Here is a 14305-nt window from a genome sequence, read left to right as displayed (position 1 = left end):
CCCGGTAGAAAAGGTGACAAGGGGCGGATGGGCGGGCCCTCTGCGGAGCCCGGTCCCGATGTCTGCCGGATGAAAGTTAGTCAGTGGCGGGGAGGGGAGACAGGGCCAGTCGGAGAAAAAACGATGGTGCCAGCGGGTGGCGTCCCCTTCCTTCAGTCGGTGGCTGTGGCCGATCGCGAGAACGGATTGAAGGCCTCGACGCCGAGCGCCTTGAAATCGGCCACATTGCGCGACGCGACAGTCAGGCCGTGGGTCAGCGCAGTGGCTGCGATCATCGCGTCCTCGTACAGCGTGTCGGACTTGCGGTGCATCAGTGCTGCCCAGCGTCTGAATGCCGTCGCATCCATCGGCAGTACGTTGTAGGCGCTGGCGACCTGATCCAGCCACGCTTCGATCTCGGCCGCCTTGACCGCGTCCTGCTCGCGCGTCAATTCTATTCCTGCCTGGATTTCTCCGACCGTCACCGCCGACAGGAAAAGACTTGCGTCGTCGATGGACTGCAGCCAGGCCACGACGCCACCGTGTGGCCGCGGCCGGCGCAGTTCGGACACGACGTTGGTATCGAGCAGGTACATCGTCACTTGAGCGCTTCCACCGGCCGCCGCCGGGCGCGCCCGCGCGGCGGTGCCAGCGACTCGGCGCGGGCATCGTCGGACAGCAGCAGTGCCTTCAGCGACGGGCGTGCTGCCGACTGCAGCCTGCGCCATTCCTGTACCGGTACCAGTACCGCTGCTTCGATGCCGCGGCGGGTCACCATCTGCGGTCCCTCGGACAGGCAGGCATCGAGAAATTCGCTGAAGCGTGCTTTTGCATCCTGAACAGGCCATGCGTCCATGATCACCTCCAACAGACTAGATTTCTGACTAGTTTTTCAGCGCCCGCGCGCGCTGTCAAACCGTCGGTCGGCATCCGGCTTCAACTGCCCGGCTCGCGACGGAAACATGCGCTCAGGAGAGCGCCTGCGCCAGCCCGTCGATGCCGCGCTCGATCTGCGCCTCTGCCAGGTGCCCGTAGCCCAGCATCAGGCAGCGTTCGTGCCCCGGCAGCCCTTCGTGGAACCAGACCGGGCTGTCGGACAGCGGATAGACGCCGGTGCCGAAGCCGCGTGCGGCGGCCTGAACCTCGACCGCCGGCGGACAGGATTCGGGCAGGCGCAGCAGAACGTGCTGGCCGGCGTCGGCGCCCTGGACGCGCACTTCGGGCAGACGCGTGCGCAGTGCGCCGACCAGCGCGTTGCGCCGCGCTTCGTGGGCGGTGCGCAGCCGGCGCAGGTGGGTGTCGTAACTGCCGTCGCGGATGAACTGTGCCAGCGTGGCCTGTTCCAGCCAGGGCAGGCCGTTGTCCATCAGCGACTTGATGGTCACCGCGGTGCGCACCAGGTCACGCGGCAGCAGCATGTAGCCGATGCGCAGGCCGGGGCCGAGCGTGCGGGTGAATGAATTGACGTAGATGACGCAGCCGTTGCGGTCGAGCGACTGCAGCGTCGGCAGCGGCGCGCCTTCGTAGCGGTAGTCGGCGTCGTAGTCGATTTCCAGGATGTAGGCGCCGTTGCGCGCGGCCCATTCGAGCAGCGCGAGGCGCCGGTGCAGCGGCATGGTGCCGCCGGTCGGGAACTGGTGCGACGGCGTGACATAGACCAGCTTCACCCGCCGCTGCGGCAGCTGGCGCACATCCACGCCGTGCGCGTCGACCGCCACCGGAATCACCTGGGCGCCGTAGCTTTCGAACAGGAAGGCCGCACCGCGGTATGTCGGCGCTTCCATCACGACCGGCGTGCGGGTGCCGACGAACAGGTGAGCCACCAGATCTATGCCCTGCTGGAAACCGGCCACCAGCAGCAGCTGTTCGGTCGAGGCCACCATGCCGCGCGTGGTGGCGAGGTGGTTAACGATGAGCTGGCGCAGTTCGGGCAGACCGGCCGGGTGGCTGTACTCGCTCATCCGCTCGGCGGCGCCGCCCAGGCATTCGACGATGAGCTTGCGCCAGATGCGTTCCGGAAAGCTGCGCGGGTCGGCGCGGCCGAACACGAAGTCCGTTGCGAGGCCGGGCTGGGCCGGACGATGCAGGCCGGTCAGGCCGCGGCCGCCATAGGGCAGCGGCAGGTTCAGCGCGCGGTGTTCGGCGCCGCTGCGCAGATCGTCGATGCTGTCCGGCGAGCGGATCAGGGTGTCCGGCAGCGTCTTCGCGACGAAGGTGCCGACCGCACGCTCGGTGTACAGATAGCCCTGCGCGATCAGTTCCTCGTAGGCGGCGGTGACCGTATTGCGCGATACGCCGATCTGTCGCCCGAGGTCGCGCGTCGCCGGCACCGGTGCGCCGGGCGGCAGCAGGTGGTGCTCGATCAGCGCGCGCATCTGCGCGACGATCTGCGCCTGCAGCGTGCTGTCCAGGGTCGGGTCTACGAGGATGGGAAGGTGCACGGCGTGAGCTCGCATGGCGACGTTCCGGCGACCGTTGGGTCGCCCGCTTTCCGCGAGATTAACAGCAGACCGCGCGCCAACCGGCAACGCTCGATCGCGAGGTCTATATCCAAAGAGGCAGGCAGACGCTTTACCACCGCACGAAAGATGCGCGAGGCCCGGCACGCGACCGGCGCACGACCGGCGCACGACAAAGAGGGGGACAGACATGAGTGCAGAAAGTGGAAGCGGTTGGGCGCTGGTGACCGGCGCGTCAAGCGGACTGGGTGTCGAGTTCGCGCGCCTGCTCGCCGCGCGCGGACGCAATCTTGTGCTGGTGGCGCGCAGCGTCGAGGCGCTGGAGACGCTGGCAGCCGAACTGACTGCCGCCCATCGGGTTGCCGTCCGGGTGGCCGCGCTGGATCTGTCGCAGCCGGGTGCGGCGATCGAACTGAAGCGACGGACCGACGGACTGGGGCTGCGCGTCGACACCCTGATCAACAATGCCGGATTCGGCGTGCACGGCGAATTCGTCGAGGCGGATTCGCGGCGCCTGCAGCAGATGCTGGACGTGAACGTGTCGGCGCTCACCCAGCTCGCCCGCCTCTACGGCGAGGACATGCGCCGCCGCGGTGACGGTCGCATGCTGCTGGTGGCCAGCCTGCTCGGCTTCATGGCGTCGCCGGTCTATGCCGCCTACGCGGGGACCAAGGCATACGTACTCAGTCTGGGCGAAGCGCTGCACGACGAACTGGCGCCGCACGGCGTCACCGTCACCGTGCTGGCGCCCGGCCTCACCGACACCGCCTTCACCCGCACCGCCGGGCACGAGGCGTCGGCCACGCTGAAGCTGATGCTGATGCAGCCGCGACCGGTGGCCGAAGCGGGTCTGCGCGCGCTCGACGACGGACGCGCCTGCGTGGTGCCCGGAATCCTGAACAAGCTGTCGGCGTGGTCCACCCGCATCACGCCGCGCGCCATGCACCGCCGCATCATGCAGGCGCTGCTGGCCTGAAGGCCGGCGGTTTCAGGCCGCCGCGCGGAAGGTGAGGTTGATGCGGCAGGCGCCGGTCAGCGGATGCTCGGCGTGCGCCAGCGGCAGCACACCGTGAAAGCGCAGCCGCGACGGGCCGCCCCACACGACCACGTCGCCATGCACCAGACGCAGCTTCTGCGTCGGGTCGTTCCGCCGCAGGCCGCCGAACAGGAAGACGGCCGGAATGCCGAGCGATACCGACACGATGGGCGCGCCGTAATCGCGTTCGTTGCGGTCCTGGTGCAGCGTGAGCCTGGCGCCCGGCGCATAGCGGTTGATCAGGCAGGCGTCGGGCGCGAATCCGGCGAAGCCGGCGCGCGCCGCTGCGTCGTGTGCGAGCGCGCTGAAGCAGGCCGGCATCGCCGGCCATCGTCGCTCGCTGTCGGGGTCACGCGAGGTGTAGCGGTAGCCCTGTTCGTCCGAGTGCCAGCCCAGCGTGCCGCAGCTGGTGGTGGCCACCGACATCGTGTGACCGCCGGGCGTGATCAGGTGACGGAAGGGCGCGCTGGCGGCGATGTCGTCGACCGCGGCCAGCAGCGTCGGCGCGACGTCGCGCGCAAAGCCACGCAGCAGCGCGGCACCGGGCGCCAGCGCGTGGATGCCGGCTTCGCGTTCCTGCTCGTCGAACAGGTCCATCAGTCGCTGCGCTCGCGGTCGAGCAGTGCGCGCTTGCGCGCCACACCCCAGCGATAGCCCGACAGACTGCCGTCGGTGCGCACGACGCGGTGGCAGGGCACCGCCACCGCCAGCGTATTGGTGGCGCAGGCGCTGGCGACTGCACGCACCGCGGCCGGCGCGCCGATGCGCTGCGCCAGTTCGGCGTAGCTCAGCGTCTGTCCCGGCGGTATCGCGCGCAGCGCCGCCCACACGCGCTGCTGGAAGGCGGTGCCGCGGAGGTCCAGCGGCAGCGCCAGACCGATGCGCGGTGCCTCGACGAAGCCGACCACCTGCGCCACCACACGCGCGAAGTCGGCGTCGTCGCCGCTGAGGCGTGCCTGCGGGAAGCGGTCCTGCAGCTCACGCGCCAGCGCGTCGGCGTCGTCGCCCAGCGCGATTGCGCAGACGCCCTGCGGGCTGGCCGCCACCAGCAGTGCTCCGAGCGCGCATTGCGCGATGGCGAAACGGATGTCGGTGTTGGCGCCGCCGGCCCGATAGCGACGCGGCGTCATGCCCAGTGGTCGTGCCGATTTCTCGTAGACGCGGCTGGTCGAGCCGTAGCCCGCGTCGACGATGGCCTCGGTCACGCTTGCGCCGTCGGCCAGCCGCTCGCGCAGTCGTGCGGCGCGTCGGGCTGCCGCCCAGGCGCGCGGTGTCAGCCCGGTGTGCGCCCTGAACACGCGCAGCAGGTGGAAGCGGCTGCAACCGGCCGACGCGGCCAGTGCGTCGAGCGAAGGAAGCGTGTCGGCGTCGTCGATCTGCCGGCACAGCGCAGCCACCATGGCAGCCTGCCGCTCGGCCAATGGCGGCAGGTCGGGCCGGCAGCGTTTGCAGGGTCGGAAGCCGGCCGCCTCGGCGTCGGTGCGGCTGGCGTGGAAGCTCACGTTCTCCGGCCGCGGCGTGCGCGCGCCGCAGGACGGGCGGCAGTACACGCCGGTGCTGGCGACCGAGTAGAAGAATCGGCCGTCGGCGCCCGCATCGCGCGCCCGCACCGCCGCCCAGCGAGGGTCGGCGAGCGTGACTGCGGCGCGTGCTTCACGGCGGCTGGCGGTGTTCGTCATCGTGCTTCCGCTTCTTTCGGGTGGTCGATACCGGGACATTAATCGCTGTGCATCGACGCCGCACTCCGCCGATTGCTTTCGAATCCGCGCAGGACGGCGTTGGTCGATTTCTTGTGAGCGGCCTTGGCCGCGACACGGCCGCCGCCGTCCGCCAGCTTCGATCCAGGTCGCTGTCGGGGTCAGAAGACCCCTCCCACAGAATCCGGCTCCCGCCGCGAATAGGGCGCGCTTCTTGTGGGAGCGGCCTTGGCCGCGACTGGGCCGCCGCCGTCCGCCAGCTTCGATCCGCGCCGCTGTCGGGGTCAGAAGACCCCTCCCACAGAACCCCGGCCGAGGCTCAGGTCGTCGATCGGGGGCACCACCCCTGTGGGAGCGGTCTTCTGACCGCGACGCGGCTTCGGCAGGCCGCTGGCTGTGGCCGAGGCCACCCGAACGGGTCCTTCCGCCGGCAAGTCACGGTCGACATTGCCCGCCTGCAATCGCGATACTGCATCGCCATGGACCTCCCCGACACAACCGCCCACCACCACGAGGCGGCGCGCTTTCTGGCCGCGCTGGACGACGACTGGGCGACGCTGGTCGCCACCGTCGGCCCCTGCCTGCACGCGCCGAAGCCGGCGCGCGAGCCGTGGCAGGCGCTGCTGCGTGCGGTGGCCTACCAGCAGCTCAGCGTGCGCGCTGGCGACACGATGATCGCGCGCTTTCTCGCGCTGTACGGCGCCCCGGATTTTCCGACGCCGGAGCAGGTCTGCGCCACCTCGCCGGAAGCGCTGCGCGGCTGCGGTTTTTCCGGTCGCAAGGCGGACACGATACGCGGCATCGCCGAAGCTGCCCGCAACGGCGTCGTGCCGACGCTGGCGCAGGCGCGCGACATGGACGACGAGGCGCTGATCACCCGGCTGACCGCGCTGCACGGCATCGGCCGGTGGACGGTGGAGATGATGCTCATCTATACGCTGGGCCGGACCGATCTGCTGCCGGCCGACGACCTCGGCGTGCGCGAAGGCTACCGTCGGCTGCGGCGTCTCGACCGCCCGCCGACGCCGCGGCAGATGACCGCGCTGGCATTGCCGTGGTCGCCGCACCGCACCGCCGCCAGCTGGTATCTGTGGCGGGTGCCGCGCTGACCGCGCCCTACCAGTACTTCTCGAACAGCATGCTGCCCGGACTGTTGCGCCGGCACGGCGTGAAGCCGCGCTCGGCCAGCAGTGCACGCATTTCCGTGGTGAATTCCGGGTTGCCGCACACCATGACGCGGCTGTCGGCCGGCTCCAGCGTGTGCCCGACGTGAGCCTGCAATGTGCCGTCCGCGATCAGCTGCGGGATGCGTTCGGTCAAGGCGCTGACGCCGGGTTCGCGCGTGACGATGGGAACATAGGTCAGCCTGCCATGCGACACCGCGGCCGGTGCCTCGATTTCGTCGCGGTAGGCCAGTTCGTCCGCGTGGCGCGCGCTGTGCACCAGCACCATGCGCGCGTAGCGGTCGAGCGCGCCGGGCGTGCGCAGCAGCGAAACGTAGGGGCCGAGTCCGGTGCCGGTGGCCAGCATCCACAGCGTGTCGCCGGGCGCGAGCTGGTTGTCGAGGAAGAAGCCGAATACCGCCTGCTCCAGCAGCACGGTGTCGCCTTCGCGCAGTGCGGCCAGCTGTGCGGTGAAGGCACCGCCCGGAATCAGCACCAGCAGGAATTCCAGCTCGCTGTCGGTGGTCGCCGATACGATGGAGTAAGGACGCCAGACCGCGGCCTCCGGCGTGTCGACCGGCAGCCCGAGGCGGGCATAGTGGCCCGGCTGGAAAAGATAGTTGGCCGGCCGCTCGATGCGGATGGACCACAGCACGGGCGTCCAGCGCCGGATCGCGCTGATGCGCTGGGCGCTCGAGCGCGGCATGCGTGGCGCGGGTTTGGCCAGTGCAAGGGCTGCTGCGTCGGTTTCGGCCATGTCCCTCTCCTTCGTTGCCGTACAGGGCAGACATCCGTCGTGACAGCATGGGCGGGCGGTGGTTCGCGCAATCCTTGTCGCAGCGCAAGGCGCGGCGGCGGCCGGCCCTCCAGACTGTCGAGAGCCTGTCCGCAGTCGACACCTGTTTCGCGCCGCCCGTCGCGTTTCGCCGGCGCGGCGCTGCCCGGGGCACGGTCGCCGGATGCGAACAGCCTTCAGCGCCGGTTGCCAGCGGCGCCGACGCACCGGCAAGGAGAATCGTCTTGAGCGCCCGTCACCGCCAGTTGCCCCTCGTCTACGCCTGCTCCGGCTGTTCCAGCGCTGCGCAGATGGCCAATCACATCGCCGTGAAGCTGGACCGCAGTGAGCGGGCTGAAATGTCCTGCATCGCCGGCGTTGGCGGCAACGTCGATCACCTGGTGCGCATTGCCCGCTCCGGTCGTCCTATCCTGGCACTCGACGGTTGCCCGCTGGAATGCGTGCGCAGCAGCCTGGCGCAGCGCGACGTCGTGCCGACCCGCCACCTGCTGCTGCACGAGCACGGCGTGCGCAAGCGCCAGCACGGCGAATTCGACACCGACGAGGCGGAGCGGCTGTTCGAATTGGCCGCCGGCATCGCCGCCGAACTGACGCCGGACGATCTGGCCGGCTGAACGCGCGCAAGACTGATCCGGATCAACGCAGCGTCGTCGGCGCCTGCTTGACTGAAAGTTCGGACAACAAAGAGGAGAGGGCAGATGAAACGCGGTGGATTGCGGGCAATGCAGCGCGCGTGTGCGGCTGTCGCGACGGTGGCGGCGATGCTGGCAACGGTGCCGGCCGAGGCGGTGACGCGGCTCAGTTTCTCCGGCGTCGTGGACAGCGTCAGCGCGGGCTATGCGATACCCGGCATCGATGTCGGTGACGCGATCACAGGCTCGCTGCTGTATGACCCGACGGTCGCCGACGGCCAGCCGCTGAACTGGATCGGCTACTACCCGGGGGCGATCACCGGTTTCAGCGCGACGATGGGCGCGTTGAGCTTTACCCAGTACACAGCACAGTCGCCGAACAGCGAAATCGACGTGATCAACGACGACTTCGTCGCCGGGTTGTACCGCGACGACCTCTATTTCCGCGTGGCAGTGGCGGAAGCGGCGACGCCTGACGTGGTGCGCTTTCTGCAGCTGAGCTTTTCGGTGGCTGGCGCGACGCGACCCGATGTGCTGGTCGATGACAGCCTTCCGGCGGATTTCGACCCCTTGGCGTTCTCGCTGCGGCGCGGCTTCATCACGGTGCTGCCGCCCGGCGCGAGCCAGGGCAACAACTTCGTGCTGAATTCGGTCTCGGTGGTCCCAGTACCCGAACCCCGCATGGCGCTGCTGATGCTGGCCGGGCTGCCGCTGCTGTGGCTGGGCGCCCGCCTGCACGAGCGCCGCCGGAGGCCGGCCGCGTCGTCGCCGACGCGGCCAGGCTGACTTACTCGGGCAGTGCCGACGGTGCCGGCTGCGCCATCGCGGCCGGATTGAAGGGCAGGCCGTTCACGGTGAGCTGGCCCTTGCTGAAGGCGATCTTGGCCGACAGCTGGCCGTCGGCGCGCGTAACGTAGCCCTGGCTGGTCAGCGGCTGCAGCGTCTGTTCGAACTGGGCGTCGGCCATGGCCGCAAGCTCGTCCGGATCGGCCTCGTCGCCGACCACGGCCAGCAGGCCGGCCTTGTTGCGTTCGACCATCATGCTGCGTACCAGTGCCTCCGGCAGCGATACGGCGCCGCTGGCATCGACCTTGCCGATCAGACCCAGTGGATTGGCCAGCTCATCCGGCGTGATGCCCGGCAGCGATACCTTCGCACTGAGAGAGGTCGGTCCGTGCGGCGTATTGAAGGCGAGACGGTCGATGGCCACGACCGGAGCATGGCCCAGCAGTTCGATCGCCGGCCCCATCAGCTGCCCCATCTGCGCCTGCATCGCCTGCGGATTCATCATCAGCGCCGGATCGGCGGACATCGTCATGAAGCTGCGATACAGCCGTGAGGTCGTGCGCGCGTGCAGGTGGCGCAGCGAGAAGTCGTAGTGGGCCGGGCCATAGCCCGTGCCGGCCACCTCGAACTTCTCGGCGCCGATGCGGGCAACCAGATCGACGAAGTCGCCGTCCTTCGGGATATCGACCTCGTACACCAGCTTGGTCAGTTCCACCTTGGGCAGCGCCGCACTGCCGGAGCGGTCGTCGAAGCTGATCGCGTCCACGGTGAAGCGTTGTGAGCCGGCGTAGAGCAGCGGGTCGTCTTCGAACAGACGCGTCTGGTCGCCGCTGAAGGCGAGGCCGGTGATCGCCATGCGCGAACCGGCGGCGTCGGTCACTTCGAGCTTCGGTGCCGCGCCGCTCATCGTGTACTGCGTCATGCCTTCGGCGAAGTCGATGCGGGCGGTGATGCCGTCCCAGCTCACGCGCATCGCGTCGTCGTCGTCCTCCGCCGGCACGTCGAACACGAAGGCCGGGCTCGACACGTCGCTGCGGCCGCCGCCAGCGAAGTGATAGACGGTGCGGATGTCCAGCGGCTTCCGGTCGCCGAACACCTTGCGTACCGCTTCGAGCGCCTCGCCTTCGAGCACCAGTTCCGACTGCGCGACGCCGGCATCGAACTCGGTGCCGCCTATCCACGGACCGTGGCGGATGTCGGTGCGCACGGTCAGTCGTATCGGTTCGATCGTCTCTTCGCCGGTCGCCTGCAGCGCGCGTGCGGTGTCGCCCATCAGTTCGATGGTGACGGTTTCGGTCGAGGAGAACAGGCCGCGCTGGTAGTCGCGCTTGACCAGCTTCACGTTCGGAATGCCTTCGGCCTGCTTCGCCTGGGCGTTGTGCGAGTTCTCGATGCGCTGGCCCAGATACCAGGCGCCGCCGGTGTAGGCGACGAGAGGAAGGGCGACGACGGCGAGCACTGCGGCTTTCTTCATGAGGAGTCCCGTGTGGATGCGGATGGAATGTGAGGCGGGCCGCATCGTGACACGACAGGCCGATGTCCGCTGTGACATCGCGCGCGTTCGCGCGGGAATCGTCCGGCCGTGGGCTTCAGTCCTCCGCCTCCGCCCCTCCCGCCGATGCAGGGGAGGGTGGCGCGTCGCGACCGGTGAGAGGCGGCTTCGCGTCAGGCCCCATCGCGAGCAAGCACGCTCCCACCGGGCGCTCAGCGCGCCGACGCGGTGACCGTCCGGACGGGTGTGTCGGTCGTGGTTTCGGGCAGGCTGGCGATCAGCAGGGCGAGGCCGAGCAGGGCGGCGGCGGTACGGGTGCTCATGTCCATGTGCAGAAGTACAAAAAAAGACCGGCGCACGAGGCGCCGGTTGCGCTCACCCGGTACAGGCGAACACCATGAGGAGACGTTGCCCCGGGCTGCTGTCGCGCAGCGCCGGGTCGGCGGGTGGGGTGCTCAGTCCTTCATCAGCTTGAACACCCACATCGAACCGCCCTGGTTCAGATAGCTCACCTTCTTGGCGACGTCGCCGCCCCACAGCGGTACTGCGCCGCCCCAGCCGGCCGTCACGGCGACGTACTGTTCGCCGTCCTGTTCCCAGGTGATCGGGGGCGCGACGATGCCGGTGCCGACCTGGAAGGACCACAGTTCCTTGCCGGTCTTCGCGTCGGCTGCCTTGAAGAAGCCCTCCGGCGTGCCCCAGAACACCAGGCCGCCCTTGGTCGTCATCGCGCCGCCCCACAGCGGCGCGTTGTTGGTGATTTCCCACACCACCTTGCCGCTCTTCGGATCGACCGCACGCAGCGCGCCGATGTAGTCGCCGCCGATGTCCTTGGCGTCGGCCGTCTTGATGGTGAAGCCGGCACCGAGGTAAGCCGCACCCTTCTTGTAGGTGATGGGCTCGTTCCAGATTTCCATGCTCCACTCGTTGGCCGGCACGTAGAACAGACCGGTGTCCGGGCTGTAGGCCATGGGCATCTGGTTCTTGCCGCCGAGGAAGGACGGCGATACGTGCACCACCGAGCCCTTCTTGCCGTCCTCGCTGGCCGTCGGGTCACCCGGGCGCTTGGCCGGGTCATAGATCGGGCGACCGTTCTCGTCCAGGCCCTTGGCCCAGTCCAGCTTCTTCACGAAGGGGAAGCCGCGCTCGAACTTGCCGGTGTTCGCGTCCAGCACGTAGAAGAAGCCGTTGCGGTCGGCCTTGGCGCCGAGGCGCTTGCCGCCGGCGTCGAAGGTGACGAATTCGTTGGTGCCGTCGTAGTCCCAGCCGTCGTTCGGCGTGCCCTGGAAGTGCCACTTGATCTGGCCGGTGGCGACGTCGATGGCCACGGTCGAGCAGGAGTACAGGTTGTCGCCCGGGCGCAGGTGGCTGTTCCACGGTGCCGGGTTGCCGGTGCCGAAGTAGGCCAGCCCGGTCTTCGCGTCGAAGGTGCCGCCCAGCCAGGTGGCCGCGCCGCCGGTCTTCCACAGGTCACCCTGCCAGCTGGCGTTGGTGGTGCCGCTGATGCCGTTGTCGACCTTGTTGCCGGACTCGTCGAACTTGTAGCCCATGTGGCCTTCGATGGTCGGGCGCACCCACACCATCTTGCCGGTCTTCGCGTCGCGCGCCTCGACCCGGCCGATGATGCCGAATTCGCCGCCGGACACGCCGGTCAGCACCAGGCCCTTGGCGATGATCGGTGCGGCCGACGACGAGTAGCCGGCCTGGTAGTCGTCGATCTTCTCCTTCCAGACCACCTTGCCGGTGTTCTGGTCGAGCGCCACCAGCTGCGCGTCCAGCGTGGCGTAGATGACCAGGTTGTCGTAGACGGCGGCGCCGCGGTTGATCACGTCGCAGCAGGGCATGATGCCTTCGGGCAGCCGGTGCTCGTAGGACCACAGCTTGCGGCCGGTCTTGGTGTCGAGCGCGAAGATGCGCGAGTAGGAGGCGGTGATGAACATCTTGCCGCCGACCACCAGCGGCTGCGCCTCCTGGCCGCGCTGCTTCTCGCCGCCGTAGGAGTAGGACCAGGCCGGCACCAGGCGCTTGACGTTCTTGGTGTTGATCTTCGTCAGCGGGCTGTAGCGCTGGCCTTCCGTCCCCATGCCCCAGGACAGCACATCGCCCGTCGTGCGGGCGTCGTTCTCGATGTCGGCAGTGGTGACGCCGGCATGCACCGGGCCGCTGTGGGCGAACGCGGCGAGGATGAACAGGGCAAGGGTGGATCGCTTCATGTGTCGTCTCCGTCTGTGCGGATCGGTGTCCGCGGATGGAGCGGCAGACGCAAGGCGCATACCAGAGTCGGGAATCCGTCCCTGCGTGAGATCGCATCCTGCCCGAAAGCCTTGCCGGAGGCTGGTGGCCGACATGTGATGCAGCCTCGCCTCGCGCCCGTGTACAGGCCGGTACGGCGTCCATCGCGGACAGGAATCGAACGTGGCGACGGGCGCATCCGTCCGGATTCCGGACAGCTACGGTGTACGCACGGAGTGCTGGCCGCGAGGTGGCCCCCGTCCTACACTGCGCTCACCACAGTGTCATTCACGGAACCGACATGAAATCCCGTCTGCCGATATTGTCCGTCGCTGGACTGACTGCGCTGTCCGGTGCGATGGCGGGGCCTCCTGCCAGCGGTATACCGGCCGACGCTCGCCACTGCGCGCTGCGGGCGCCGCCGCCGGACGCCGGCGCCTACGTGACCCCGGGTGGCTTCCTGCTCGCTTTTCCGCGCAACAGCGGCGTCGGCCGCGACTACACCGGCTGCCGCACGCTGTGGGTGGTGCAGGGACCGGACGACACCCCGTTGCTGATGCGGCTCTATTTCCGCGGCGGCCGGCTGGCGGTCGCCGAGGCGCAGGACGGCCGCGGCGGGCGTGAGGTGCGCAGGTGCGTGCTGCCCTCGACCGACCGCGCCTGCGCCGGGCTGCAGGACAACCCGCTGGTCGCGCTCGATCTGCCGACCTGGCCGCGCATCTGCACCGAACAGCCGGATCTGCCTGCATGCGCGAAGGACCCGGAATGAGGACGGCCGCGCTGGCCCTGGCCGCACTGGTTGCCGGCACGCCCTCGGCAGCCGGCGCGGCGGACGCCGGCCGTGATGTCGACGCCTTCATCGAACGGTTCCGCGCCGCCCTGCGCGCACGCGACGCGGCGGCCATTGCCGACCTGACCCGCCTGCCCTTCCTGTACGAAGGCCGCCGCCTCGACCGCGCCGCTTTCGTGCAGGTCGTGCCCACACTGTTCGATGCGCGCCTGAGCGCTTGCCTGGCGAAGGCACGGCCGCAGGCGGAGGGCGCCGACCGTCTGCTGTACTGCGCGCCCTACACCTTCCATCTGCGCGCCGACGCCAGCGGCCGCTGGCGACTCGACGAATTCGCCGCCGACGGCGAGGACATGCCATGAACTGGCAGCCGGTCTACGACGTATCCGGGCAGGGCGCCCCAGAGTTCCACGGCTACGTCCTGTTCGGTCTGGCGTTGCTCGCGGTGGCCGGAGGCTTCTGGCTGCGCGCGCGCCGGCGCGGCGAGAGGTCGGGTACCGCGCGCGTGCTTGCCCTTTTTGCGCTGCTGATCGCCGCGCTCGGTTACGGCGTCAATACCTGGGACCGCAACCGGCTGGTCGAACACATGATGGCCGGTCGCGTGCTGACGGTAGAAGGCCCGGTGTTCGCGCACGCGCAGTGGCGCGAGGACATCACCCATCCTGGGCAGGGCAGCACGCGCCGTTTCCAGAACTGGGAGCGTATCGTGGTCGGTGGCGTCACCTTCATCTGGTCGCCCGGGGCGCACCAGGCCGCCTTCACCAACGCGCAGACACCGCCGCTGGCGCTGCGCGACGGCCTGTGGCTGCGCGTCACCTGGGTCGAGGACGCGCCGGACGAAGCGACGCAGCGGCGCATCGTGAAACTGGAAACCGGCGATCCGCCGCCCGATGCGACCCCGTGGGGCGTGCCGGCCAAGGTGCTGCCGGACGCACCCTATCCGTCGGTGCTGGTGATGCCGGGGCAGCAATGAAGTCATTCCATCGTCGCAGTGCCCGACCGGCGCCGGAGCCCGCTGCAAAGGAAAGACCGGCGCCGGAGCGCCACGGCCGCGTGCGCATCGACGCGCTGCTGGTCGAGCGCGGGCTGGCGCCGTCGCGTGCTGCGGCGCAGCGCCTGATCGATGCCGGTGTCGTGCTGCTGGATGGACAGCCCGTCACGCGGTCCTCACACACCGTGGCGGCCGATTGCTGCATTGCACTTCGTGGGGAGGACTGAGCGCGGTCAACTGGCGCTGCCGCTGTGC

At 69.2% G+C, this 14305-nt stretch carries 16 protein-coding genes; 8 read left to right on the top strand and 8 right to left on the bottom strand.

Features of this window, described 5'->3' with window-relative positions:
* Positions 1-152: 152 nt before the first annotated feature.
* The 3 genes from WJU27_RS12735 to pdxR form a co-directional block, all read right to left on the bottom strand.
* On the bottom strand, positions 153-575 hold the full coding sequence (locus tag WJU27_RS12735) for a type II toxin-antitoxin system VapC family toxin (protein ID WP_019915318.1): 423 nt from the start codon (positions 573-575) through the stop codon (positions 153-155).
* Between the two features lie 2 nt (positions 576-577).
* Positions 578-835, bottom strand: a complete 258-nt coding sequence (locus tag WJU27_RS12730) for a type II toxin-antitoxin system Phd/YefM family antitoxin (protein WP_024300641.1) — start codon at positions 833-835, stop codon at positions 578-580.
* A 112-nt stretch (positions 836-947) separates the two neighbouring features.
* Entirely contained in the window at positions 948-2435 is a 1488-nt protein-coding gene (pdxR, locus tag WJU27_RS12725) for a MocR-like pyridoxine biosynthesis transcription factor PdxR (protein ID WP_341422337.1), read from the bottom strand.
* Positions 2436-2628: 193 nt separating this feature from the next.
* On the opposite strand from pdxR, the gene WJU27_RS12720 reads away from it, so the two are divergent.
* Positions 2629-3414, top strand: a complete 786-nt coding sequence (locus WJU27_RS12720) for an SDR family NAD(P)-dependent oxidoreductase (RefSeq protein WP_341422336.1) — start codon at positions 2629-2631, stop codon at positions 3412-3414.
* 12 nt (positions 3415-3426) lie between these two features.
* Here the strand turns inward: WJU27_RS12720 and alkB are convergent, their stop codons facing one another.
* Together alkB and ada are read right to left on the bottom strand one after the other, a co-directional pair.
* Positions 3427-4071 (bottom strand): DNA oxidative demethylase AlkB, encoded by a 645-nt coding sequence (gene alkB / locus WJU27_RS12715; protein WP_341422335.1) that lies wholly within the window; start codon positions 4069-4071, stop codon positions 3427-3429.
* Entirely contained in the window at positions 4071-5153 is a 1083-nt protein-coding gene (gene ada / locus WJU27_RS12710) for a bifunctional DNA-binding transcriptional regulator/O6-methylguanine-DNA methyltransferase Ada (RefSeq protein WP_341422334.1), read from the bottom strand. The genes alkB and ada overlap by 1 nt, the downstream gene beginning before the upstream one ends.
* Positions 5154-5650: 497 nt before the next feature.
* Here ada and WJU27_RS12705 point away from each other — a divergent pair, with 497 nt between their 5' ends.
* Positions 5651-6280, top strand: a complete 630-nt coding sequence (locus WJU27_RS12705) for a DNA-3-methyladenine glycosylase family protein (RefSeq protein WP_341422333.1) — start codon at positions 5651-5653, stop codon at positions 6278-6280.
* A 7-nt stretch (positions 6281-6287) separates the two neighbouring features.
* On the opposite strand, the gene WJU27_RS12700 is transcribed toward WJU27_RS12705, so the two are convergent.
* Positions 6288-7091, bottom strand: coding sequence for a ferredoxin--NADP reductase (locus tag WJU27_RS12700; protein ID WP_341422332.1), 804 nt, complete (start codon positions 7089-7091; stop codon positions 6288-6290).
* Between the two features lie 263 nt (positions 7092-7354).
* Here WJU27_RS12700 and WJU27_RS12695 point away from each other — a divergent pair, with 263 nt between their 5' ends.
* Together WJU27_RS12695 and WJU27_RS12690 are read left to right on the top strand one after the other, a co-directional pair.
* On the top strand, positions 7355-7744 hold the full coding sequence (locus WJU27_RS12695) for a putative zinc-binding protein (protein WP_341422331.1): 390 nt from the start codon (positions 7355-7357) through the stop codon (positions 7742-7744).
* Positions 7745-7828: 84 nt separating this feature from the next.
* Positions 7829-8548: a hypothetical protein gene (locus tag WJU27_RS12690; RefSeq protein WP_341422330.1), complete on the top strand. Its 720-nt coding sequence runs from the start codon at positions 7829-7831 to the stop codon at positions 8546-8548.
* A 1-nt stretch (position 8549) separates the two neighbouring features.
* On the opposite strand, the gene WJU27_RS12685 is transcribed toward WJU27_RS12690, so the two are convergent.
* Positions 8550-10022 carry a YdgA family protein gene (locus WJU27_RS12685; protein WP_341422328.1) on the bottom strand — a complete coding sequence of 491 codons (1473 nt, stop codon included), beginning with the start codon at positions 10020-10022 and terminating at the stop codon, positions 8550-8552.
* Positions 10023-10495: 473 nt separating this feature from the next.
* On the bottom strand, positions 10496-12253 hold the full coding sequence (locus WJU27_RS12680; RefSeq protein WP_304006754.1) for a PQQ-dependent methanol/ethanol family dehydrogenase: 1758 nt from the start codon (positions 12251-12253) through the stop codon (positions 10496-10498).
* Between the two features lie 320 nt (positions 12254-12573).
* Here WJU27_RS12680 and WJU27_RS12675 point away from each other — a divergent pair, with 320 nt between their 5' ends.
* Genes WJU27_RS12675 through WJU27_RS12660 form a run of 4 tightly spaced genes read left to right on the top strand, consistent with a single transcriptional unit; the run spans position 12574 to position 14277 of the window.
* Positions 12574-13041 (top strand): hypothetical protein, encoded by a 468-nt coding sequence (locus WJU27_RS12675; protein ID WP_341422327.1) that lies wholly within the window; start codon positions 12574-12576, stop codon positions 13039-13041.
* A complete protein-coding gene (locus WJU27_RS12670) occupies positions 13038-13421 on the top strand; it encodes a hypothetical protein (RefSeq protein ID WP_341422326.1) in 384 nt (127 codons plus the stop codon). Before WJU27_RS12675 ends, WJU27_RS12670 begins: the two co-directional genes overlap by 4 nt.
* Entirely contained in the window at positions 13418-14032 is a 615-nt protein-coding gene (locus WJU27_RS12665) for a hypothetical protein (RefSeq protein WP_341422325.1), read from the top strand. Before WJU27_RS12670 ends, WJU27_RS12665 begins: the two co-directional genes overlap by 4 nt.
* Positions 14029-14277 (top strand): S4 domain-containing protein, encoded by a 249-nt coding sequence (locus WJU27_RS12660; protein ID WP_341422324.1) that lies wholly within the window; start codon positions 14029-14031, stop codon positions 14275-14277. The genes WJU27_RS12665 and WJU27_RS12660 overlap by 4 nt, the downstream gene beginning before the upstream one ends.
* Positions 14278-14305: the final 28 nt, after the last annotated feature.

Source organism: Methyloversatilis sp. NSM2, assembly GCF_038066675.1.
Taxonomy (GTDB): Bacteria; Pseudomonadota; Gammaproteobacteria; order Burkholderiales; family Rhodocyclaceae; genus Methyloversatilis; species Methyloversatilis discipulorum_A.
The sequence above is the reverse complement of the archived record's forward strand: the minus strand, read 5'-3'. Positions and strand labels throughout refer to the sequence as shown.

What these genes read in the sequence shown, in the direction of transcription:
- WJU27_RS12735 (WP_019915318.1), bottom strand. Translation starts at nt 575, where the DNA reads ATGTACCTGCTCGATACCAACGTCGTGTCCGAACTGCGCCGGCCGCGG.
- WJU27_RS12730 (WP_024300641.1), bottom strand. Translation starts at nt 835, where the DNA reads ATGGACGCATGGCCTGTTCAGGATGCAAAAGCACGCTTCAGCGAATTT.
- pdxR (WP_341422337.1), bottom strand. Translation starts at nt 2,435, where the DNA reads ATGCGAGCTCACGCCGTGCACCTTCCCATCCTCGTAGACCCGACCCTG.
- WJU27_RS12720 (WP_341422336.1), top strand. Translation starts at nt 2,629, where the DNA reads ATGAGTGCAGAAAGTGGAAGCGGTTGGGCGCTGGTGACCGGCGCGTCA.
- alkB (WP_341422335.1), bottom strand. Translation starts at nt 4,071, where the DNA reads ATGGACCTGTTCGACGAGCAGGAACGCGAAGCCGGCATCCACGCGCTG.
- ada (WP_341422334.1), bottom strand. Translation starts at nt 5,153, where the DNA reads ATGACGAACACCGCCAGCCGCCGTGAAGCACGCGCCGCAGTCACGCTC.
- WJU27_RS12705 (WP_341422333.1), top strand. Translation starts at nt 5,651, where the DNA reads ATGGACCTCCCCGACACAACCGCCCACCACCACGAGGCGGCGCGCTTT.
- WJU27_RS12700 (WP_341422332.1), bottom strand. Translation starts at nt 7,091, where the DNA reads ATGGCCGAAACCGACGCAGCAGCCCTTGCACTGGCCAAACCCGCGCCA.
- WJU27_RS12690 (WP_341422330.1), top strand. Translation starts at nt 7,829, where the DNA reads ATGAAACGCGGTGGATTGCGGGCAATGCAGCGCGCGTGTGCGGCTGTC.
- WJU27_RS12685 (WP_341422328.1), bottom strand. Translation starts at nt 10,022, where the DNA reads ATGAAGAAAGCCGCAGTGCTCGCCGTCGTCGCCCTTCCTCTCGTCGCC.
- WJU27_RS12680 (WP_304006754.1), bottom strand. Translation starts at nt 12,253, where the DNA reads ATGAAGCGATCCACCCTTGCCCTGTTCATCCTCGCCGCGTTCGCCCAC.
- WJU27_RS12675 (WP_341422327.1), top strand. Translation starts at nt 12,574, where the DNA reads ATGAAATCCCGTCTGCCGATATTGTCCGTCGCTGGACTGACTGCGCTG.
- WJU27_RS12670 (WP_341422326.1), top strand. Translation starts at nt 13,038, where the DNA reads ATGAGGACGGCCGCGCTGGCCCTGGCCGCACTGGTTGCCGGCACGCCC.
- WJU27_RS12665 (WP_341422325.1), top strand. Translation starts at nt 13,418, where the DNA reads ATGAACTGGCAGCCGGTCTACGACGTATCCGGGCAGGGCGCCCCAGAG.
- WJU27_RS12660 (WP_341422324.1), top strand. Translation starts at nt 14,029, where the DNA reads ATGAAGTCATTCCATCGTCGCAGTGCCCGACCGGCGCCGGAGCCCGCT.